A 19,844-nucleotide genomic window follows, 5' to 3' on the forward strand; every position below is an offset into this window, starting at 1 on the left:
ATGCGCCATCACGCTCTTGCTTCGCGGTTTTGAAGGACTAGTGTGGCGCCGCACAAACATTGATGGAATCTTAAGCACCATCACATAGTCAAAGGCTTCATGTTTACGCTGTTTCATCATCCGTTCTGTCCGCATTCGCGCTTCATCCGCCTGATCGCGGGCGAGTACGGGCTCGACCTCAAGCTGGTCGAGGAGCGCAGCTGGGAACGGCGCGAGGCATTTTTGCTGCTCAATGCGGCGGGCACGACACCGGTCCTGCTGGACGACGAGCAGCCGCCGATACCGGGCGCTCCCATCATCGCGGAGTATCTCGACGAAGCCTATGGCGCCGAGATGGGACCGAAGCGCCTGATGCCGGAGACGATCGCCGAGCGCGTCGAAGTGCGCCGGCTGATGGCCTGGTTCAATGAAAAATTCTTCGAGGAGGCGTCCAATCCTCTCGTCACCGAGCGCATCTACAAGCGCTTCATGAGCGAGGAGAGCGGCGGCGGTGCGCCCTCGGCCGACGTGTTGCGCGCCGCCAGGGCCAATGTGCGCTATCATCTGGCCTATATCGGCTGGCTGGCGCAGACGCGTAACTTCCTCGCCGGCGACCGGCTCACCTACGCGGATCTCGCCGCCGCGGCGCATCTCTCGGCGATCGACTATCTGGGCGACGTGCCATGGAGCGAGGACGACGCGGCAAAGGCGTGGTACGCGCGGGTGAAATCCCGTCCGTCGTTCCGTCCGCTGCTGAGCGAATGGCTCGCGGGCGTGCCGGCGTCGCGGACCTATGTGGATTTGGATTTCTGAACGCCGACCCGACTGACCTGAAGACGGCGCTGACGCGCGAAGCGCGTACGCTCGGCTTCGATTGCATCGGCATCACCGAACCAGGCACGATCGAGCACGCTGGAAAGCATTTCCTCGAATTCATCGCCTCGGGCGGCCATGGCGACATGGACTGGCTCGCCGCACAGCCGGAGCGCCGCGTCGATCCGCGCGGGCTGTGGGCCGACGTGCGCTCGGTGATCATGCTCGGCGTCAATTACGGCCCCGACTCTGATCCGCTGAAAATCCTGCAACAGCGCACGCGCGCGGCGATCTCGGTCTATGCGCAGGGCGACGACTATCACGACCTGATCAAGAAGCGGCTGAAGGCGCTGGCGCGCTGGCTGGTCGCGACCGCGCCGTCGGAAGTGAAAGTGTTCGTCGACACCGCGGCGGTGATGGAGAAGCCGCTGGCGCAAGCCGCGCATCTGGGCTGGCAGGGCAAGCACACCAATCTCGTCTCGCGCGAGTTCGGCTCATGGCTGTTCCTCGGCGCGATCTACACCACGCTCGAACTGCCGCGCGACGGCGCCGAGATCGATCATTGCGGCTCGTGCCAGGCCTGTCTCGACATCTGTCCGACCTCGGCGTTTCCCGCGCCTTACAAGCTCGATGCGCGGCGCTGCATCTCCTATCTCACCATCGAGAACAAGGGACCGATCCCACGCGAGTTTCGCAAAGCCATCGGCAACCGCATCTATGGCTGCGACGATTGCCTCGCCGCCTGTCCCTGGAACAAGTTCGCACAGGAAGGGCGCGAGGCGAAGCTCGCGGCACGCGACGAGTTGCGGGCGCCTTCTCTCGCCGAGCTGGCACGGCTCGACGATGCGGCGTTTCGTGCGCTGTTCACCAAGTCCCCGGTCAAGCGCATCGGCCGCGACCGGTTCTTGCGGAATGTGCTGATTGCGATTGGCAACTCGGGGGAGATGGCGCTGGCCGAGGAGGCGCGGCGATTGCTCGACGACGCGAGCCCGCTGGTGCGTGGGGCTGCTGTATGGGCGTTGGGGCAGTTGGTGGGGCGCAGCGAGTTCGATGCGATGAAGTCTGCCGCGATGAGCGCAGAACGCGATGAAGGTGTGAGGCAGGAGTGGCACACCGCCGCCTAACCCTCCGCTGTCATACCCCGCGAAGGCGGGGCATCCAGTACGCCGCGGCCTATCGATTCAATCACGACCGCCTCGGAGTACTGGATCGCCCGGTCAAGCCGGGCGATGACACCGTTGTTGTGGCGACGGCACTTCGCGCCCCCTCACCATGAGGGTCAGAGACTTGATTTCCCCACCCGTTCCCGCAAAGTCGCGTGCCATGACAAACATGCCTTTCTTCACGCGCGACGGCGATACATTCCATCCGACGGAAGTCGCCAACGGTCCATGGGATCCGAAATCGCTGCACGGACGCGTCATCATCGGCCTGCTTGGCTTTGCCATCGAGGAGCGCCATTCCGGTCCTGACCTCGTGCCGGCGCGACTGACCGTCGACATGTTTCGGCTACCGACCATCGACAAGCCGATCGAAGTGACGACGCGGCTGGTGCGCGACGGACTACGCATCCGCGTGGTCGAGGCGGAATTTCTCTCCGGCGGTGTCAGCATGGCGCGCGCCTCGTGCCAGTTGCTGCGGCGGACGCAGAATCCGGACGGCAATGTCTGGTCGCCGCCAAACTGGGACGTGCCGAAGCCGGCTGACATTCCCAGGCCGACCGATCCCCGGCTCGGCATGCACGGCAAATGGACGACGCGGCCGATCGTCGGCCATATGGGCTCGCTCGGACCGCGGCGGCTGTGGATGAGCGAGGTGCGCGAGCTCGTTGCGGGCGTGCCGATGACGCCGTTCGTCCATGTCGCGGTTGGTGCGGACTTTGCGAGCCCATTTGCGAATGCCGGCGACAAGGGGCTCGGCTATATCAACAGCGACGTGACGATCTATCTGCACCGCCTGCCGGTGACGAACTGGATCGGCTTCGATGTGGTGAACCACCAGGCCACGGACGGCGTCGCGATCGGCGAATGCTGGCTCTATGACGAGCAGGGCCCGATCGGCACCGCGACGGTCGCGGCGCTCGCACAGCGCAAGCCGATGGCGAAGCCGGCAGCGCCGTAGGCGATGCCGTCACGCGAGGTGCCGCTTCATCTCCGGCCGCGCCTTCAGCTCCGCGCCCTGCTTGCCGACGATTTTCGCGATCCTTTCAGGCGCGAATTTCAGATCGACAAACGCCGGCGCGGTGTTGGCGACCTCGTGATAGCTCACGATCTTGCCGTCACGCAGCGTCACGATCGCAACGCCCTCGAACATCGCCCGCGCGCCGCCTGCTTCCGGCAAGGTTGATTTGTAGCTGAAGGTGTAGCGCGCATAGAGCGTGGTGCCGTCGGTGACGGGGTCGTGCATGTCCCAGCGGAAATCGGTCGCCGTGCGATAGAACCAGTCGTCGATCATCGCGGCGATCTTCTCGCGGCCTGCGAAGGCGCCGTAGAAGACGTCGTGATAGACGCCGTCCTCGGTGAAGAGGTCCGCGAAGGCTTTGCCGTTGCGCTGCTCGACCGCGTCGCAGAAGGCGCGCAGCATGGCGGTGGTGGACATCGGCGCTTCTCCTTCCCCGTTTCTGTCATGCCCCGGCTTGACCGGGGCATCCAGTACGCCGCGGCTTCTCGGCTTGAGCACGACCGCCTCTGGAATACTGGATCGCCCGATCAAGTCGGGCGATGACACCGAGTGTTGGGTTGCGATTTCACCCGATCTCGGCCACCGCGGCAAGAATGCGCGCGATGTCCTGCGGGCGCGAGAGGCGGTGGTCGCCGTCCTGGATCAGGGTCAGCACGACGTCATCGGCCGGCAGGCGATGCGTCAGCGCGAAGGCGTGTTGCCAGGGCACATCAGGGTCCTGCGCGCCTTGCAGGATGCGGACGGGGCAGCCGAGATCGATGGCGCTGCCGAGCACGAGATGATTGCGGCCCTCCTCGATCAGGTTGCGCGTGATCGGATAGGGCGAGCCGTCGCCATAGTCGGACGGCCGCAGCCAGAAGCCCTTGGTCTCGATCTCCTGCTTCACCGCGGGCGAGAAATTCTTCCACATCAGCTCTTCGGTGAAGTCGGGCGCGGGCGCGATCAGCACCAGCCCCGCGAGCGACGCCTTACCAGAACGCTTCCTGATCTCGCGGGCGAGCAGCAGCGCCATCCAGCCGCCCATGGAGGAGCCGATCAGGACTTGCGGGCCGTCGCAGAACCGCTCGACCACGGCGACGCTGTCCGCGAGCCAGCGTCCGATGGTTCCATCGGCAAAATCGCCGCTGGATTCGCCGTGGCCGGAATAGTCGAACCGGACCGCGGCGCGGCCGTGCTCGCCGGCCCAGGCGTCCAGCGCCACCGCCTTGCCGCCCTGCATGTCCGATTTGAACCCGCCGAGCCAGACGAGACCGGGGCCGCGTCCGGCGCGGCGGCGCACCGCGATCCTGCGCGCGGACGGGCCCTCGCCCAATTCGATGAAGTCGAGCACGGCATCGGGAATTGCATCGGTCATGGAACGTTTACTCTGGCCGCGCGGTTTGAGCTGTCCGGACGTGTTTCCGCAGGCGCGGCATCGGTGTTGACCCTTTTATTAGTCCTTGCATTGGTACCAGGGGACGCTTGCGGAACAGAGGCAAGGTGTCTATGTCCGTCACCGTGCCGATGGGCGTGACCGAAATGCCTCGCATTTGAGGCTTTTTCGCCCCTCGCACGAGCGAATTGCTTGCCGGCAAACACATCTTCCTGCAAAGTAGCTGCCTCTTTCACAACTTTGGAGAACCACCCATTCGCCGTCCTAATAAAGCTCCGCCCGCTGCCAGCAAAGACGGGCCGCGCATCAATGATGATATCCGCAATGCGCAGATCCAGCTGATTGATCAGACCGGTGACAACAAGGGCACGGTCGAGACCGTCCTCGCCATCAAGATGGCCCAGGAAGCGGGCATGGATCTGGTTGAGATTTCGCCGAATGTCAGCCCTCCCGTCTGCAAGATCATGGACTACGGGAAGTACAAGTATTCGGCTCAGAAGAAAGCCGCGGAAGCCCGCAAGCGGCAGAAGACCGTCGAGATCAAGGAGATCAAGCTCCGCCCGATGATCGACGATCATGATTACGACGTGAAGATGCGCGCGATGCAGCGGTTCTTCGAAGAGGGCGACAAGGTCAAGATTACGCTGCGCTATCGCGGCCGCGAAATGGCGCATCAGGAGATCGGCACCAAGCTGCTGGACAAGATCAAGACCGACGTCGCCGAGCTCGCCAAGGTCGAGCAGGACGCACGGTTCGAAGGTCGCCAGGTCGTCATGGTGCTGGCACCGCGCTGAGAACCGCGCGTCAGGACTTGAGAGTTCAACGGCCCGTCCAGATCTCCGGCGGGCCGTTTTGTTTTGCCGAGGTGCGAGGCTAGCTCCGCGTCGCTTGCCAGGTGCCGCTGCACTGATCGCCGGAAATGATGCCCTTCCACGAACCGGCGCCATTCGCGCCGGCCAGCCGGCCGCCACCATTGGCATGGGATGCACCGACCGAGACCTGGACCGCGACGGCGCCAGAGCGCTTGACGGCGCCCGAGACCCGGCCGCCGCCGGCGGACGAGACGCGACTGCCTGTCACGGTGAAGGGGACGCTGTAGCCCGAGCTGCAATTGCCGCGGGTGGTGGCGAAGGTGACGTTCCAGATGCCGTCATATCCGCCGACGCGGGCGTCGGCGGTCGAGGGCAATACGGCCGTGGCAAGCACGGCGAGCAGCGCCAGATGGCGCTGGCGGGCGAAATCAGTCCGAAAGGAGGGAAATTGCGGGAAATGGGCCATTTGGGTCCTGCTCCAGGCGACACGACTTGGACAATGAGAGTAGCAATTCCGGATAGTCGACGGCCAGGTTCCAGCGGTTCATCGTTGCCAATTCGCCCGTTCTCTGTCATAAGCCCGGCCTTCATCGCCCGGCTGATTAAGGGCTGCCGTGGCGGTGTTTCGTGCGGGTTTCACGCTTGTTCGTAGAACCTGAGCACAATCAACGCTCTAACGAGCATTTTTGACGGCCAAGCCGCCTTCGCGGGCGGATTTCGTTGGCCATTAGGAGAGCAAAATGCCCAAGCTGAAGACCAAATCGGGCGCTAAAAAGCGCTTCAAGGTGACTGCCACCGGCAAAGTGATGTTCGCTCATCGCAGCAAGCGTCACGGCATGATCAAGCGGACGAAGAAGCAGATCCGTCAGCTGCGCGGCACCGCCGTGCTGTTCAAGACCGACGGCGACAACGTCAAGAAGTACTTCTTGCCGAACGCCTGATCGCGTCCACGATCATTGCCATCTCCGCCGCGTTCCACGCGGCGATCCGAAAACCAAGTCATCTCTGAAGGATATTTGTCATGTCTCGCGTCAAACGCGGTGTGACCGCCCACGCCAAGCACAAGAAAGTCTACAAGGCCGCCAAGGGCTTCTACGGCCGCCGCAAGAACACCATCCGCGCCGCCAAGCCGGCCGTGGAGAAGGCCCAGCAGTACGCGTTCCGCGATCGCAAGCGCAAGAAGCGGACCTTCCGCGCGCTCTGGATCCAGCGCATCAACGCCGCGGTCCGTCCGTTCGGCCTGACCTACAGCAAATTTATCGACGGCATGGCCAAGTCCGGGATCACCGTGGACCGCAAGGTGCTGTCGGATCTCGCGATCAGCGAGCCCGCGGCGTTCCAGGCGATTGCCGAGAAGGCCAAGGCCGCGCTCGCCGCCTGAGGCTTGCACTAGCGGGCCTTCCGGCCCGCAGCCTTCAGTGCGCGTTGCGAGTAACGCCGGGCGACCTCCGCCCGGCAGAATGCCGTGAACGAGAGATACATGGTGCCGGACTTGTTCCGGTACTTGCCGTCGCACACGCGCATCTCGCGTTGGTAGGCCTGTGTCTGCGCCGGGCTGAGGCCGGGCTTGAAGTCCGCCTCGCACTTCTTCTCGACGGCGGCACCGAGTTCGACGTCGCCGCTCGCCGTCAATTCGCAATCCTTGAAGACCTTCATCGCGCTTTCGCAGCCCTTCTGGGCACTGATGGTGTCGGCGACCTCGTCCAGCGTCATGGATTTTTCCATGCAAACCATGGCGCGCGCCGGGGTGCTCACGACGGACAGAACGACGGCGAGAACAGCCAGGCAGGATCTCGAAAGCATCGCAAGAGTCTCCTCGTACCCCCGTTGGTGCCGGCCCCCCGCGTGAGGTTCAACCCAGCCGTTCCCGAGCCCGAAATGACCGGCTTTTTGCTTGACGTTACGGCCTTCGGGCGGCGACAACCCAGCCGAATTTAGAGCCAAGGATTTGACAGTGTCCGACCTCGCAACGCTCGAAACATCCATCCTCGACCAGATCGCCGCCGCCGGCGATGAAGCCGCGCTCGAAGCGGTGCGCGTCGCGGCCCTCGGCAAGAAGGGTTCGATCTCGGCACTGCTTGCCACGCTCGGCAAGATGTCGCCCGACGAGCGCAAGACGCAGGGCGCCGCGATCAACCAGGCCAAGGACAAGGTCACCGAGGCGCTCGCCGCACGGCGCGACGTGCTGAAATCGGCCGCACTCGATGCGCGGCTCGCCTCCGAAACCGTCGACGTCACCCTGCCGCTGCGCGACGCACCGGCGGAGGCCGGCCGCATCCATCCGCTGAGCCAGGTCTGGGACGAGCTGACGACGATCTTCGCCGACATGGGCTTCTCGGTCGCCGAAGGTCCTGACATCGAGACCGACGACTACAACTTCACCAAGCTGAATTTTCCGGAAGGCCATCCCGCGCGCGAGATGCACGACACCTTCTTCTTCCATCCGAAGGAGGACGGCTCGCGCATGCTGCTGCGAACCCACACCTCGCCGGTGCAGGTGCGCACCATGCTGAGCCAGAAGCCGCCGATCCGCGTGATCTGCCCGGGCCGCACCTACCGCATCGATTCGGACGCGACCCACACGCCGCAATTCCACCAGGTCGAAGGCCTCGTCATCGACAAGCACTCGCATCTCGGCCACCTCAAATGGATCCTGCACGAGTTCTGCAAGGCGTTCTTCGAGGTCGACCACATCAACATGCGCTTCCGCCCGTCGTTCTTCCCGTTCACGGAGCCGTCGCTGGAAGTCGACATCCAGTGCCGCCGCGACAAGGGCGAGATCCGCTTCGGCGAGGGCGAGGACTGGCTGGAGATTCTCGGCTGCGGCATGGTGCATCCGAACGTGCTGCGCGCCTGCGGCATCGATCCCGACGAGTACCAGGGTTTTGCCTGGGGCATGGGCATCGACCGTATCGCCATGCTGAAATACGGCATCGCCGATCTGCGCCAGCTGTTCGACAGCGACGTCCGCTGGCTGTCCCATTACGGCTTCAAGCCGCTCGAAGTGCCAACGCTTGCCGGAGGGCTGAGCTCGTGAAATTCACCCTCTCCTGGCTGAAGGATCATCTCGACACCGACGAGCCGCTGGAAAAACTAGCCGACAAGCTCACCATGATCGGGCTCGAGGTCGAGAACATCGAGGACAAGGCGAAGGCGCTGAAGCCTTTCACCATCGCGAAGGTGATCTCGGCCGAGCAGCATCCGAATGCGGATCGCTTGCGCGTCTGCATGGTCGACACCGGAAACGGTGCTGCGCCGGTGCAGGTCGTGTGCGGCGCGCCGAATGCGCGCGCGGGTCTCGTCAGCGTGTTCTCGCCCCCCGGCACCTATATTCCGGGCAAGGACATCACGCTGGGCGTCGGCACCATCCGCGGCGTCGAGAGCCGCGGCATGCTGTGCTCGGCGGCCGAGCTGCAGATCTCGAACGACCACGACGGCATCATGGAATTGCCGGCGGATGCGCCGATCGGTGCGGGTTACGCCGAATGGGCCGCGCTCGGCGATCCCGTGGTCGAGATCAATCTGACGCCGAACCGGCAGGACTGCACCGGCGTGCACGGCATCGCGCGCGATCTCGCCGCTGCCGACATGGGCAAGTTCAAGGACCCCACCATCAAGCCGATCAAGGGTGAATTCCCCTGCCCGGTGAAGGTCACGGTCGAGGACGCCACGCTGTGTCCGGGCTTCGCACTGCGCCTCGTGCGCGGCGTCAAGAACGGGCCGTCGCCGGAATGGCTGCAGAAACGGCTGACCGCGATTGGCTTGCGCCCGATCAACGCGCTGGTCGATATCACCAATTTCATGACCTACGATCGCGCGCGGCCGCTGCATGTGTTCGACGCCAAGAAGGTCAAAGGCGATCTCGTGGTGCGCCACGCCCGCGACGGCGAGACGCTGCTGGCGCTCGACGGCCGCACCTACAATCTCGATTCTACGACGTGCGTGATCGCGGACGAGCACGGCGTCGAATCGCTCGCCGGTATCATGGGCGGCGAGGCCTCGGGCTGCGACGAGACCACCACGGACGTGCTGATCGAATCGGCGTTGTGGAACGAGATCAACATCGCCCAGACCGGCCGCAAGCTCGGCATCAATTCGGATGCGCGCTACCGATTCGAGCGCGGCGTCGATCCGGCCTTCATGGTGCCGGGTCTGGAGCTCGCGACGAAACTCGTGATGGAGATGTGCGGCGGCGCGCCGTCCGAGACCATCGTGGTCGGCAAGGCCTTTGGCGACGACCGCGTGATCGATTTCCCTGTGACCGAGGTCAAGCGTCTCTCCGGCATCGAAGTGCCGCAGCCGGAGATGAAGCGCATCCTGACCCATCTCGGCTTCATGATGGCGGGCCCCGGCCCGGTCGTGAAGGTCGCGGTGCCGTCGTGGCGCTCTGACGTGCATGGGAAGGCCGACATCGTCGAGGAAGTCGTCCGCATCTATGGCGTCGACAAGGTGCCGATGACGCCGTTCGAACGCGGCGAAGACGCGCGCAAGCCGGTGCTGACGCCGCTTCAGCTCCGCACCCGCCGCGCGCGGCGCGCGCTCGCGAGCCGCGGCATCATCGAGGCCGTGACCTGGTCCTTCATCACGAAGTCTGCGGCAAAACTGTTCGGCGGCGGGCAGCGCGAGCTCGAAGTGGCCAACCCGATCGCGGCTGATCTCTCCGACATGCGCCCGACCCTGCTGGCGGGCCTGATCGCTGCCGCACAGGCCAATGCCAATCGCGGCGTCAGCGATGTCGCGCTGTTTGAAGTCGGCCAGGTGTTCAGGGGCGACCGCCCGCAGGACCAGTTCATGGCAGCCAGCGGCGTACGCCGCGGCTTTGCGTCCGCAGAAGGACTTGGCCGGCACTGGACGGGCTCGGCGCAGGCTGATGTGTTCGATGCCAAGGCCGATGCGCTCGCCGTGCTGGCTGCGGCCGGCGCGCCCATGCAGGCGCTGCAGATCGTCGCCGGTGGGCCGGCATGGCTGCATCCGGGACGCTCCGGCACGATCCAGATCGGCCCGCAGAACGTGCTCGGCACTTTCGGCGAGGTGCATCCGCGCGCGCTCGAAGCGCTCGGCGTCGACGGCCCGTTGATGGTGTTCGAGGTGATCCTCGACCGCGTCCCCGAGGCCAAGAAGAAACCGACCCGCGCGAAACCCCTGATCGAGCTGTCGGCATTCCAGCCTGTTACGCGCGATTTCGCCTTCATCGTCGATCGCGGCGTCAAGGCCGGCGACATCGTGCGCGCAGCCCAAGGCGTCGACAAGAAGCTGATTACCGGCGTCAACGTCTTCGACGTCTACGAAGGCAAGGGCATCGATGACGGCAAGAAGTCGATCGGCATCGCGGTCACGCTCCAGCCGCGCGAGAAGACCCTGACAGACCAGGAGATCGAAGCCGTCGCGGCGAAGATCGTTGCCGAGGTGACGAAGAAGACCGGCGGCGTCTTGCGCGGATGACCCTTGCGGATTTTCTTCCGAAGGACGTCAGCCTCACCATTGCGATGGCGCTCTGCGCCGTCGCTTTCGTTTCCGGCACCGCGCGCGGCTTCTCCGGCTTCGGCTCGGCGCTGATCTTCATGCCGCTGGCGAGCAGCTTCGCCGCGCCGCGGCTCGTTGCTGCCCTGCTCCTCGTGATCGATTTCGTCGCGGCCGCGCCACTGCTGCCGGACGCGTGGCGGAAGGCAGACCGCAAGGCTACCGCGGTGATCGTGCTGGGCGCATTGATCGGCGTGCCCGTCGGCACCTATTTCCTCAGCGTGCTCGAACCCGTCACCACGCGCTGGATCATCTCCTGCTTCGTCGCAGCGCTCCTGCTTCTGCTGCTGTCGGGCTGGCGCTATCGCGGCAAGGACCACGCCTGGCTCTCGGTCGGCATCGGCGGCCTCTCGGGGTTCTGCAGTGGCCTCGCGCAGACCGGCGGCCCACCGATCGTCGGCTACTGGCTCGGCCGCCCGATCGCGCCGATCGTCGCGCGCGCCAACATCTTGCTGTTCTTTGGCGCGTCGGATTTCTTCTCGATGGTCAGCTACGCAACGACGGGCCTGATCTCACGCGAATCGCTGCTGCTCTCGCTAATCGTCGGCCCGGTCTACGCGGTCGGCGTCGCTTTCGGCGCCTCGCTGTTCGGCCGCGCGAGCGAGACCGTGTTTCGCGGCATCTGTTACGCGCTGATCGCGATGGCCGTCATTTTCGGGCTTCCGGCGCTGGACGGGATTTTGCGCTAGAGCATTATCGGTTCTGATTGAATCAGAACCGAAGCTCTAGATTCTTGTTTTGACGCGTTTTCTTCACGCGAACCGGTATCCACTTCGCTCGAAAACGCTTTAGTTGGCCTGCTGCCGCGGCGCGCGGCGCTTCTTGGTCGACTGGGTCGGCACGTCGGCCGACTCGTCCTTGAGCGCACCGATTTTGCGCAAGGCCGCATCCGCCGCGCGCTCGCCGCTTTCCCAGGCGCCGTCGACCGTCCCCCACAACGTCTCGTGGGTGGCTTCGCCAGCGAGGAACAGATTGCCGATCGGCTCGCCCAGGATCTTTCGCGAGAGCTGGCCGCCGGGCGAGGACGCCGACATCGCGCCCATCACGAAGGGCGAGGCATTCCAGCGCGTGGCGCTGGTTTTCTTCACCGTGGCAGCGACCTCGCTGCCGAACAGCTTTGCGATCCACTCCTTTGCGAACGCCGCCATCGCCGCCTCGCCCTGCTCAGAGAGGTCGCGGCCGAACGAGCCGCCGACGTCGATCGAGCACAGCGAGGATCCCCCGATATTGGCGTACATCAGCGCCGTCCGCGTCGAATTGCTCTGCTCAATCAGGATGTCGTCGCGTGAGAGGCCGAGCGGATTGCCGGGCAGTTGCAGCAAGATGTGGTCGTAGCTGCCGAGGGTGAGCTTTGACGCCGCATCCAACGTACGCTTGGGAATATCAGGTGCGAACTTGATCGCGCCCGATGTCAGCACGTTGGTCGAGACCGTGATGATGGCGGCGCGCGCGGCGATCTTGCCGGATTGCGTCTCCACGCTGACGTCACGGTTGCTCCAGACGATCCGGCTCGCGGGCGTCGACAGCGCAACCGGCGCCTGCTCGCCGAGCTTGGTGATCAGCGTGCCCAGGCCCTGGCGGCAGGCGATCGCGGCATTGCGGTCCTGCGCGCGCGCCTTGTCGATCGCAGAAAACTCCTTCAAATCCTTGCCGGCAAAGCTGGCGCCTAGCATGAACTCGGCCGCGCCGGCCCAGTCGCCGAGATCCTTCGGCAGCACGGAGGCGCAGGCGGTATCGAGCTTGCCGCGCGCGGCCTCGTCGATGGCGCGGTTGGCACGTACCAGCGCCGCCAGAAATTCCTCGGTCTCTCCGGCACGCGCATTGCGGCGGCCGATGCGCATTTTCTGGCCCGATGGCGCCGGCAGCACGTCGAGCCCGGCGCTGCGCGCCAACCGGATCATCGGATTGGTCTCGGGATTGTGCATCCAGCGCGCACCGCGGTCGAACGGCACGTCGAAGGTCGTGCTGTCCGTAATGCAACGGCCGCCCACTTGCGAGGCCGCTTCGACCACCACGACCTTGCGGTTGGCCGCCATGATGCGCCGCGCCGCAGCGATTCCGGCAGCCCCCGCACCGATCACGACAATGTCAGCCTCGCGCGGCAGAGGTGCGGCGGTTGCGCGCAGGACCGGCATCGCAGCAAGAGCCGCCGACGCGACAAGGAAATCGCGGCGCGTGATTGTCATGTCATGGTTTCCGGAGACTTGCGGCGAACGGGAACAGCCCGCGAACCTTGCCGTATCTCATGTTGCACGGCAACCATCATGGTGAATCAATCGTGCTTGATCTCACAGACTGATGAACCGAATTGCAACACGTTTGCACCATGATAGAGAAGGGAAAAAAGACGGCCGGAAAAGGCCGTGGGGGAGTTCGATATGGGGACGGTCCTGGATTCAGTCGGCAAGCTGATTGCCGCGTACCTCTCGAAGGAGGTGCCGGGCTATGAGCCGTTCACGCCGAGCGACCCCGAGCACCTGCGCGGCGTCATCGAGGCCGGCGACGTGCTGCTGGTCGAGGGCAACAACCGCATCTCCGGCATCATCAAATACCTGACCCAGTCGACCTGGTCGCATGCCGCGCTCTATGTCGGCCCGATCGAGGGCGCCGAAGAGCCCGATGGCGAGCCGCATGTGCTGATCGAGGCCAATATCGGCGAGGGCGTCACCTCCGCGCCGCTGTCGAAATACTTCCCCTATCACACCCGCGTCTGCCGCCCGGTCGGGCTGTCCTATGAGGACCGCACCACGGTCTGCCGCTATGCGATCAACCGCATCGGCTTCGGCTACGACACCAAGAACATCATCGACCTGATGCGCTTCCTGTTTCCGCTGCCGATCCCGCAGCGCTGGCGGCGCCGCATGATCGCGATCGGCTCGGGCGATCCGACCAAGATCATCTGCTCGGCACTGATCGCGCAGGCGTTCGACGCCGTGCGCTATCCGATCCTGCCCAAGATCACCAAGGCCGGCAGCCGCGCCGCCCGCCGCGAGATCCTGCACATCCGCGATTCCTCGCTCTACATGCCCCGCGACTTCGACATCTCGCCCTATTTCGAAGTGGTCAAACCCACCATCGTGCACGGCTTCGACTACACAGCTCTGCACTGGGCCGACAAGCAAAAGCCGCTCGAGGAGGTAGCGGGCTCATTCGGTGTGTTTCCAGAAACGTTCAGTGCGCCGCCGCTCGTTCCTGAAGCGGTTGACGAAGCGGCGCCGGATGAAGTTTCGGCTGGGCAAATGATGCGTGAGGCGGCTGCCGAGATGGACGCCACCTGCTCCGAGCATTTCGTGCTGCTGAGCGAGCTCGCGATGTACCGCGCGCGGGGACGAGCGCAGGAGATGGCGGCGTAGCCCTGCTGTCGTCCGTCTCTCTCTTCCGTCATTGCGAGGAGCGCAGCGACGAAGCAATCCAGACTACCTCCGCGAAGGCAGTCTGGATTGCTTCGCTTCGGTCGGAATGACGACGGTGAGAAGCTACCTTTCCGCCCGTCCGATCACCGCCATCAGCTCCGCGATCTTCTCGCGCTGATCCGCCTTGTCGCCGCTCGTGATGGCGTGCTCGACGCAATGGGCGACGTGGTCCTTCAAGACCTCCTCCTCAACCCTGCGTAACGCCGCGCGCACCGCAGAGATCTGCGTCACGATGTCGATGCAGTAGCGGTCCTCCTCGACCATTTTCGACAGGCCGCGAACCTGGCCCTCGATCCGACCGAGGCGTTTTCCGACAGATGCCTTGATGTCCTTGCGCATGAGGCCTATATACCCCTACCGGGTATGGGTTGCAAGACCCTGGGCGCCAGGCCGGAGCATAGGAATGAACGACGCAGAACACGAACATCATCACGACGCCGACGGTCACACCGGATGCGGCTGTTCGAGCAAGGCCGCGACACCGGCTGCCAAACCTGCTGCCTCGTGCTGCGGCGGGCACGGCGATCATTCCGGCCACGCCCATCAACACACCCATGGTGACGCCGCGACGAAGGTGCGCGATCCCGTCTGCGGCATGACGGTCGATCCCGCGACGTCAAAACACCGGTTCGAGCATCAGGGCGAGACGTTCCATTTCTGCTCGGCCGGCTGCCGGACCAAATTCGCCGCCGATCCCGCCAAATACCTCGTCAAGAAAAACGAAGAGCACAAGGCGAGCGAGCCGGAGATGCCTGCCGGCACGATCTACACCTGCCCGATGCATCCGCAGATCCGCCAGGTCGGCCCCGGCACCTGCCCGATTTGCGGCATGGCGCTGGAGCCGGAGGTCGCAAGCCTGGAGACCGGGCCCAATCCGGAGCTCGCCGACATGACGCGGCGATTCTGGATCGGCGGCGCGCTGGCGCTGCCCCCGGTGGTACTCGAGATGGGCGGTCATCTCGTGGGCCCGCACAACTGGATCGATGCGACGTTGTCGAACTGGATCCAGCTCGTTTTCGCCACACCGGTGGTGCTGTGGGCTGGCTGGCCGTTCTTCGTTCGCGGCTGGCAGTCGCTGGTGACGCGCAACCTCAACATGTTCACGCTGATCGCGATGGGTACCGGCGTTGCCTATGCCTACAGCCTGATCGGTACCATCGCGCCGCAGATTTTTCCCGCGACCTTCCGTGGCCATGAAGGCGCGGTCGCCGTCTATTTCGAGGCCGCTGCCGTCATCACCGTACTGGTGCTGCTCGGTCAGGTGCTGGAGCTGCGCGCCCGCGATGCCACGTCGGGCGCGATCAAGGCGCTGTTGCAGCTCGCGCCAAAAACCGCGCGCCGCGTCGACGCCGATGGCAGCGAGCATGAGGTCGAGATCGATACGCTCCATGCCGGCGATCGCCTGCGTGTTCGTCCCGGTGAGAAAGTGCCGGTCGATGGCGTCATCCTTGAAGGCCGCTCCTCGCTCGATGAATCCCTCGTCACCGGTGAATCTATGCCGGTGACCAAAGAGGTCGACGCGAAGGTGATCGCGGGCACGCTCAACCAGTCCGGCAGCTTCATCATGCGCGCCGACAAGGTCGGGCGCGAGACGCTGCTGTCGCAGATCGTGCAGATGGTCGCGGACGCGCAGCGCTCGCGCGCACCGATCCAGCGGCTGGCCGACCAGGTTGCCGGCTGGTTCGTCCCCGCCGTCATCGTCGTCGCCATCGCCGCCTTCGCCGCCTGGGCCTGGTTCGGACCGGAGCCGCGGCTCGCCTTCGGCCTCGTCGCCGCCGTCAGCGTGCTGATCATCGCCTGCCCTTGCGCGCTTGGTTTGGCAACCCCGATGTCGATCATGGTCGGTGTCGGCCGCGGCGCGCAAGCGGGCGTGCTGATTAAGAACGCGGAATCGCTGGAGCGGATGGAGAAGATCGACACGCTCGTGGTCGACAAAACAGGTACGCTGACCGAAGGCAAGCCCAAGGTGGTCGCCATCGTGTCCGCGTCCGGCTCTACCGAAGACGACATCCTTCGGCTCGCAGCCAGCGTCGAGCGTGCCAGCGAGCATCCACTGGCCGACGCCATCATGCGCGCGGCAAAGGAGAGGCAGCTCACACTCGGCCAGGTCGAGCAGTTCGATTCACCGACGGGCAAGGGCGCGACCGGCAAGGTCGACGGCAAGACCATCGTGCTCGGCAATGCGCGATATCTGTCGTCGATCGGGATCGACACCGGGGCACTCGACACCGAAGCCGAACGGCTGCGCGGCGATGGCGCGACGGTCATCAACATGGCCGTCGACGGCCGGCTTGCCGGCCTGTTCGCGATCGCCGATCCGGTCAAGGCCTCGACGCCGGAGGCGCTGAAGGCGCTCGCGGCCGAGGGCATCAAGGTGATCATGCTGACCGGCGACAACCGCACCACGGCGGAAGCAGTGGCGCGCCGACTCGGCATCGCCGAGGTCGAGGCCGAGGTGCTGCCGGACCAAAAGAGCGCGGTGGTCACGAAGCTGCAAAAGGCCGGCCGCAGCGTCGCGATGGCCGGCGACGGCGTCAACGACGCGCCGGCGCTGGCGGCGGCCGAGGTCGGCATCGCCATGGGCACCGGCACCGATGTGGCGATGGAGAGTGCCGGCGTCACCCTGCTCAAGGGCGACCTTGTCGGCATCGTGCGCGCGCGAAAGCTGTCGCAGGCGACCATGAGCAATATCCGCCAGAACCTGTTCTTCGCCTTCATCTACAACGCCGCCGGCATTCCGATCGCGGCCGGCATCCTCTATCCGACGTTCGGCGTGCTGCTGTCTCCGATCATCGCGGCCGCCGCGATGGCACTGTCCTCGGTGAGCGTGGTCGGCAACGCGCTGCGGCTTCGTGCGACGCGGCTGTGAAGGGCCAGGATCTGCGTAGCCCGGATGGAGCGAAGCGAAATCCGAGGTCTGCTAACGTATCGGCACCGCCCCGGATTGCGCTACGCTCCATCCGGGCTACGGTTCAGCGGACATGAGCGGCACGCGCGGAGAGGACCTGATGCAGCGGATTACGATCACGATCGAGGACGACCTTCTGGCGGAGATCGATGCCGCTGCCGAGGCGCGCGGCTACCAGAACCGCTCCGAGATCATCCGCGACCTCGCGCGCGCCGGGCTGCAGCAATCCGCCGAGGACACCGCGCAGACCGGCCAATGCGTCGCCGGCCTGGTCTATGTCTACGACCACGCCGCGCGGGACCTCTCGAAGCGCCTGGTGCAGGAATTCCACGGCCATCACGACCTCGCGCTGGCGACGCTGCATGTCCATCTCGACGAGAACAACTGCATGGAGATGACGGCACTGAAGGGCTCGGCCGACGAGGTCAAGCATTTCGCCGACCATATCATCGCCGAACGCGGCGTGCGCTATGGCCGTGTGGTGATGATTCCGACGGGGGAAGGCAAGCCGGCGAAGGCGCGCAAGCACGGGCATCGGCATGAGTGAGCCCACGCTCTCGTGCCCCGGACGCAGCGCAGCGCTTCTTCAGCGGTGCGCTGCAGAGCCGGGGCCCATCTCACCGCTGGCGCAAGTTTCTGGGTCCCGGCTCTGCGTCGCGTCATTTCATGCCGCGCCGCGTCCGGGACACGAGAGCGACATTTAAGGCTCCAGGATCACGCCGCCTTCGAGGCATTCCCGCTGGGCAACCCTGCCCTCGCCACGCCGCCGTACAGCTGCTCGTTCGGCATCTCATCACGCAAGATCCTGCGCACCGCGATCAGCTTGTCGAGGTCGATGCCCGTCGCAAACCCCTTGCTCTCGCACAGGAACACCAGATCCTCGAACACGACATTGCCGGTCGCGCCGGGTGCGAAGGGACAACCGCCGAGACCGCCGAGGGAGCCGTCGAGGATGCGCGCGCCTTCATCCAGCGCGGCGGAGGCGTTGGCGATACCCATGCCGCGGGTGTCGTGGAGATGGATGCAGATCGGCTTCGATCCCGACAGCTTGACCGCACCGCGAGTCAGTTCGCCCACCTGCTTCGGGCCGGCATAGCCGACGGTATCGGCGATCGCGACGAAATCGACACCGGCCTCCAGGCACTTGTCGACCAGCCGCAGCACCTCGGCGGGCTCGACCGCGCCTGTTATCGAGCAGCCCAGCGCCATCGAGATCGCGGCATTCACCAGCGGCTTGTGAGCACTGGCATCACGCATTTCGCAGAGCCGCTTCACATTAGCGATTGCGGAATCGCGCGAACGGTGGGCGTTGGCCTGGCTGTGCTCCTCCGTGGCCGAGACCACCGACGCGATCTCGCCGACGCCGGATTCCAGCGCTTCGTTGACGCCGCGCTCGTTGAGCGCAAGCGCAATGCCGTGGGCTCCACGCAGGCTCGCCACGGTCCCGATGACATCGCGGACGTCTACGAATTGCGGAAAGGTTTTTGCGGGCAGGAACGAGCCGACCTCGAAATGCCGGACGCCCGCGGCGTATTCCTCGCGCACCCAGCGCTGCTTGGCTTCGGTCGACGGAATCGTCTTCACGAGCTGAAGCCCGTCGCGCAGGCCGACCTCGCGCAGGCTGACGCGGTCTGAGGGGTAAATCGTCTCGATCCGGCTCATGCGCGCCTCCCAGCGGCTTTTGACGTGATATCGTCGTTATCATCGATCTCGGCGCGAACGGCTGATGTGTCGGCGCCGAGCGGCGCGACCTTCAGGCCTTCGCCAAAATGGCTGCCGTTCCATTCCAGCGGCAGCGTCGGCACATGGAATGGCTTGCCGTCGGCGGCAACGTTGGTAACGAGCCCGCCCGGCCGCAGCACATGGGGATCGGTGAGCAGATCCTCGGGACGGTTGATCGGCGAGAAGCAGATATTGAGCGCATCGAGCTTTTGCGACAGCTCCGCCACATCCCACTGACGGATGATCTCGGCCACGCGCGGAAGGATCCTCGGCCGCGCCAGGATGCGATCGGTCGTGGTCCGCAAGCTGGGATCATCGAGAAGATCGGTCAGGCCAAACTCACGGCAAAAGCTCTGCCAATGGCCCTCGGTCACGACGCCGATGAAGATGCGTCCATCGCCCGCGGCATCGAAAATGTCGTAGATCGGCCAGGCGTGCTCGCGCTCCGGCATCGAGCGCGGCTTGTTGCCGGTCATCTCGTATTCGACCATGTGCTGGGCGACCAGGAACAGGCAGTTCTCGAACAGGCCGATGCGGATGTCGGCGCCATCGCGCTTGCCGCCGCGCTTCTGATAGAGCGCGGCCAGAATCGCGATCACGCCGAACATGCCACCCATGATATCGTTGGCGGAGGAACCGACGCGCTGCGGCTTCTCCTTGGTGCCGGTCATGGCAGCCAGCCCCGACATCATCTGCACGACCTCGTCGAGCGCGGGGCGATGCTCATAGGGGCCAGACAGAAAGCCCTTGTGGCCGGCGACGATCAGATGCGGATGCCGACTGCGCAATTCCGCGGCCCCGAGCCCCTGCTTTTCGAGCTGGCCATCGCGAAAGTTTTCGAGAAACACGTCGGCCGTCTCCAGCAGCCGGTGCATGGTGTCGCGATCCCCCGGCTTCTCGAAGTCGAGCACGACGCTGCGCTTGCCGCGGTTGAACAGCGGAAAGAACGCCGTGCCCATGCCGCCGAGACTTCGCGTCTTGTCGCCGGAGGGCGGCTCAACCTTGATCACCTCGGCGCCGAGTTGCGCGAGGATCATGCCGCAGGTCGGGCCCATGACCATGTGGGTCATCTCGACGACCCGCACGCCTTCGAGCGGCAATCCGGTTTCGGTCATGGGCACTCC

Annotated in this window: 20 protein-coding genes; 12 read left to right on the forward strand and 8 right to left on the reverse strand. The window is 64.9% G+C overall.

What is annotated here, in order from left to right; translation table 11 throughout:
* The first annotated feature begins 99 nt into the window (after window positions 1-99).
* The 3 genes from AC1RR3_RS18680 to AC1RR3_RS18690 all read left to right on the forward strand — a co-directional run bounded on the left by AC1RR3_RS18680 (window position 100) and on the right by AC1RR3_RS18690 (window position 2,913).
* Window positions 100-792 (forward strand): glutathione S-transferase family protein, encoded by a 693-nt coding sequence (locus tag AC1RR3_RS18680; protein WP_492824573.1) that lies wholly within the window; start codon window positions 100-102, stop codon window positions 790-792.
* A complete protein-coding gene (gene queG / locus AC1RR3_RS18685; protein WP_492824574.1) occupies window positions 741-1,916 on the forward strand; it encodes a tRNA epoxyqueuosine(34) reductase QueG in 1,176 nt (391 codons plus the stop codon). The genes AC1RR3_RS18680 and queG overlap by 52 nt, the downstream gene beginning before the upstream one ends.
* Window positions 1,917-2,115: 199 nt before the next feature.
* A complete protein-coding gene (locus AC1RR3_RS18690; RefSeq protein WP_492824575.1) occupies window positions 2,116-2,913 on the forward strand; it encodes an acyl-CoA thioesterase domain-containing protein in 798 nt (265 codons plus the stop codon).
* A gap of 9 nt (window positions 2,914-2,922) precedes the next feature.
* On the opposite strand, the gene AC1RR3_RS18695 is transcribed toward AC1RR3_RS18690, so the two are convergent.
* Window positions 2,923-3,390, reverse strand: coding sequence for a nuclear transport factor 2 family protein (locus tag AC1RR3_RS18695; RefSeq protein ID WP_492824576.1), 468 nt, complete (start codon window positions 3,388-3,390; stop codon window positions 2,923-2,925).
* Window positions 3,391-3,538: 148 nt separating this feature from the next.
* Entirely contained in the window at window positions 3,539-4,327 is a 789-nt protein-coding gene (locus AC1RR3_RS18700; protein ID WP_492824577.1) for an alpha/beta hydrolase, read from the reverse strand.
* Between the two features lie 272 nt (window positions 4,328-4,599).
* Between AC1RR3_RS18700 and infC the strand changes: the two genes are divergently transcribed.
* Entirely contained in the window at window positions 4,600-5,139 is a 540-nt protein-coding gene (gene infC / locus AC1RR3_RS18705; protein ID WP_085969949.1) for a translation initiation factor IF-3, read from the forward strand.
* 79 nt (window positions 5,140-5,218) lie between these two features.
* On the opposite strand, the gene AC1RR3_RS18710 is transcribed toward infC, so the two are convergent.
* Window positions 5,219-5,623, reverse strand: a complete 405-nt coding sequence (locus AC1RR3_RS18710; protein WP_492824578.1) for a hypothetical protein — start codon at window positions 5,621-5,623, stop codon at window positions 5,219-5,221.
* 274 nt (window positions 5,624-5,897) lie between these two features.
* Between AC1RR3_RS18710 and rpmI the strand changes: the two genes are divergently transcribed.
* Window positions 5,898-6,098 (forward strand): 50S ribosomal protein L35, encoded by a 201-nt coding sequence (gene rpmI / locus AC1RR3_RS18715; protein WP_007598540.1) that lies wholly within the window; start codon window positions 5,898-5,900, stop codon window positions 6,096-6,098.
* Window positions 6,099-6,178: 80 nt separating this feature from the next.
* Complete coding sequence (rplT, locus tag AC1RR3_RS18720) at window positions 6,179-6,538, forward strand: 50S ribosomal protein L20 (RefSeq protein WP_008143961.1); 360 nt, start codon at window positions 6,179-6,181, stop codon at window positions 6,536-6,538.
* An 8-nt stretch (window positions 6,539-6,546) separates the two neighbouring features.
* Here rplT and AC1RR3_RS18725 read toward each other — a convergent pair whose 3' ends face one another.
* The gene (locus AC1RR3_RS18725; RefSeq protein ID WP_492824579.1) at window positions 6,547-6,960 is read right to left on the reverse strand and encodes a hypothetical protein; all 414 of its coding nucleotides are present in this window, start codon (window positions 6,958-6,960) and stop codon (window positions 6,547-6,549) included.
* A gap of 151 nt (window positions 6,961-7,111) precedes the next feature.
* Here AC1RR3_RS18725 and pheS point away from each other — a divergent pair, with 151 nt between their 5' ends.
* The 3 genes from pheS to AC1RR3_RS18740 are packed head-to-tail and all read left to right on the forward strand — an operon-like array spanning window position 7,112 to window position 11,366.
* Complete coding sequence (pheS, locus tag AC1RR3_RS18730) at window positions 7,112-8,194, forward strand: phenylalanine--tRNA ligase subunit alpha (protein WP_492824580.1); 1,083 nt, start codon at window positions 7,112-7,114, stop codon at window positions 8,192-8,194.
* A complete protein-coding gene (pheT, locus tag AC1RR3_RS18735; protein ID WP_492824581.1) occupies window positions 8,191-10,599 on the forward strand; it encodes a phenylalanine--tRNA ligase subunit beta in 2,409 nt (802 codons plus the stop codon). Before pheS ends, pheT begins: the two co-directional genes overlap by 4 nt.
* Window positions 10,596-11,366 (forward strand): sulfite exporter TauE/SafE family protein, encoded by a 771-nt coding sequence (locus AC1RR3_RS18740; protein WP_492824582.1) that lies wholly within the window; start codon window positions 10,596-10,598, stop codon window positions 11,364-11,366. Before pheT ends, AC1RR3_RS18740 begins: the two co-directional genes overlap by 4 nt.
* A 99-nt stretch (window positions 11,367-11,465) precedes the next feature.
* Here the strand turns inward: AC1RR3_RS18740 and AC1RR3_RS18745 are convergent, their stop codons facing one another.
* Complete coding sequence (locus tag AC1RR3_RS18745) at window positions 11,466-12,863, reverse strand: flavin monoamine oxidase family protein (protein ID WP_492824583.1); 1,398 nt, start codon at window positions 12,861-12,863, stop codon at window positions 11,466-11,468.
* A gap of 192 nt (window positions 12,864-13,055) precedes the next feature.
* On the opposite strand from AC1RR3_RS18745, the gene AC1RR3_RS18750 reads away from it, so the two are divergent.
* Complete coding sequence (locus tag AC1RR3_RS18750; protein ID WP_492824584.1) at window positions 13,056-14,030, forward strand: YiiX/YebB-like N1pC/P60 family cysteine hydrolase; 975 nt, start codon at window positions 13,056-13,058, stop codon at window positions 14,028-14,030.
* A 123-nt stretch (window positions 14,031-14,153) separates the two neighbouring features.
* On the opposite strand, the gene AC1RR3_RS18755 is transcribed toward AC1RR3_RS18750, so the two are convergent.
* The gene (locus AC1RR3_RS18755) at window positions 14,154-14,429 is read right to left on the reverse strand and encodes a metal-sensitive transcriptional regulator (protein ID WP_492824585.1); all 276 of its coding nucleotides are present in this window, start codon (window positions 14,427-14,429) and stop codon (window positions 14,154-14,156) included.
* 64 nt (window positions 14,430-14,493) lie between these two features.
* On the opposite strand from AC1RR3_RS18755, the gene AC1RR3_RS18760 reads away from it, so the two are divergent.
* Both AC1RR3_RS18760 and nikR read left to right on the forward strand, forming a co-directional pair.
* Window positions 14,494-16,959: a heavy metal translocating P-type ATPase gene (locus tag AC1RR3_RS18760; RefSeq protein WP_492824586.1), complete on the forward strand. Its 2,466-nt coding sequence runs from the start codon at window positions 14,494-14,496 to the stop codon at window positions 16,957-16,959.
* A gap of 139 nt (window positions 16,960-17,098) precedes the next feature.
* Window positions 17,099-17,545, forward strand: coding sequence for a nickel-responsive transcriptional regulator NikR (nikR, locus tag AC1RR3_RS18765; protein WP_008143982.1), 447 nt, complete (start codon window positions 17,099-17,101; stop codon window positions 17,543-17,545).
* 167 nt (window positions 17,546-17,712) lie between these two features.
* Here nikR and AC1RR3_RS18770 read toward each other — a convergent pair whose 3' ends face one another.
* Window positions 17,713-18,660 carry a hydroxymethylglutaryl-CoA lyase-like TIM-barrel protein gene (locus tag AC1RR3_RS18770; RefSeq protein WP_492824587.1) on the reverse strand — a complete coding sequence of 316 codons (948 nt, stop codon included), beginning with the start codon at window positions 18,658-18,660 and terminating at the stop codon, window positions 17,713-17,715.
* Complete coding sequence (locus AC1RR3_RS18775; protein WP_492824588.1) at window positions 18,657-19,835, reverse strand: CoA transferase; 1,179 nt, start codon at window positions 19,833-19,835, stop codon at window positions 18,657-18,659. Before AC1RR3_RS18775 ends, AC1RR3_RS18770 begins: the two co-directional genes overlap by 4 nt.
* Window positions 19,836-19,844 lie beyond the last annotated feature (9 nt).

The organism is Bradyrhizobium sp. GW821-FHT13H05 (genome assembly GCF_058804065.1).

Coding starts and splice junctions, on each gene's coding strand:
- AC1RR3_RS18680 (WP_492824573.1), top strand. CDS start 100: ATGTTTACGCTGTTTCATCATCCGTTCTGTCCGCATTCGCGCTTCATC.
- queG (WP_492824574.1), top strand. CDS start 741: ATGGCTCGCGGGCGTGCCGGCGTCGCGGACCTATGTGGATTTGGATTT.
- AC1RR3_RS18690 (WP_492824575.1), top strand. CDS start 2,116: ATGACAAACATGCCTTTCTTCACGCGCGACGGCGATACATTCCATCCG.
- AC1RR3_RS18695 (WP_492824576.1), bottom strand. CDS start 3,390: ATGTCCACCACCGCCATGCTGCGCGCCTTCTGCGACGCGGTCGAGCAG.
- AC1RR3_RS18700 (WP_492824577.1), bottom strand. CDS start 4,327: ATGACCGATGCAATTCCCGATGCCGTGCTCGACTTCATCGAATTGGGC.
- AC1RR3_RS18710 (WP_492824578.1), bottom strand. CDS start 5,623: ATGGCCCATTTCCCGCAATTTCCCTCCTTTCGGACTGATTTCGCCCGC.
- rpmI (WP_007598540.1), top strand. CDS start 5,898: ATGCCCAAGCTGAAGACCAAATCGGGCGCTAAAAAGCGCTTCAAGGTG.
- rplT (WP_008143961.1), top strand. CDS start 6,179: ATGTCTCGCGTCAAACGCGGTGTGACCGCCCACGCCAAGCACAAGAAA.
- AC1RR3_RS18725 (WP_492824579.1), bottom strand. CDS start 6,960: ATGCTTTCGAGATCCTGCCTGGCTGTTCTCGCCGTCGTTCTGTCCGTC.
- AC1RR3_RS18740 (WP_492824582.1), top strand. CDS start 10,596: ATGACCCTTGCGGATTTTCTTCCGAAGGACGTCAGCCTCACCATTGCG.
- AC1RR3_RS18745 (WP_492824583.1), bottom strand. CDS start 12,863: ATGACAATCACGCGCCGCGATTTCCTTGTCGCGTCGGCGGCTCTTGCT.
- AC1RR3_RS18750 (WP_492824584.1), top strand. CDS start 13,056: ATGGGGACGGTCCTGGATTCAGTCGGCAAGCTGATTGCCGCGTACCTC.
- AC1RR3_RS18755 (WP_492824585.1), bottom strand. CDS start 14,429: ATGCGCAAGGACATCAAGGCATCTGTCGGAAAACGCCTCGGTCGGATC.
- AC1RR3_RS18760 (WP_492824586.1), top strand. CDS start 14,494: ATGAACGACGCAGAACACGAACATCATCACGACGCCGACGGTCACACC.
- nikR (WP_008143982.1), top strand. CDS start 17,099: ATGCAGCGGATTACGATCACGATCGAGGACGACCTTCTGGCGGAGATC.
- AC1RR3_RS18770 (WP_492824587.1), bottom strand. CDS start 18,660: ATGAGCCGGATCGAGACGATTTACCCCTCAGACCGCGTCAGCCTGCGC.
- AC1RR3_RS18775 (WP_492824588.1), bottom strand. CDS start 19,835: ATGACCGAAACCGGATTGCCGCTCGAAGGCGTGCGGGTCGTCGAGATG.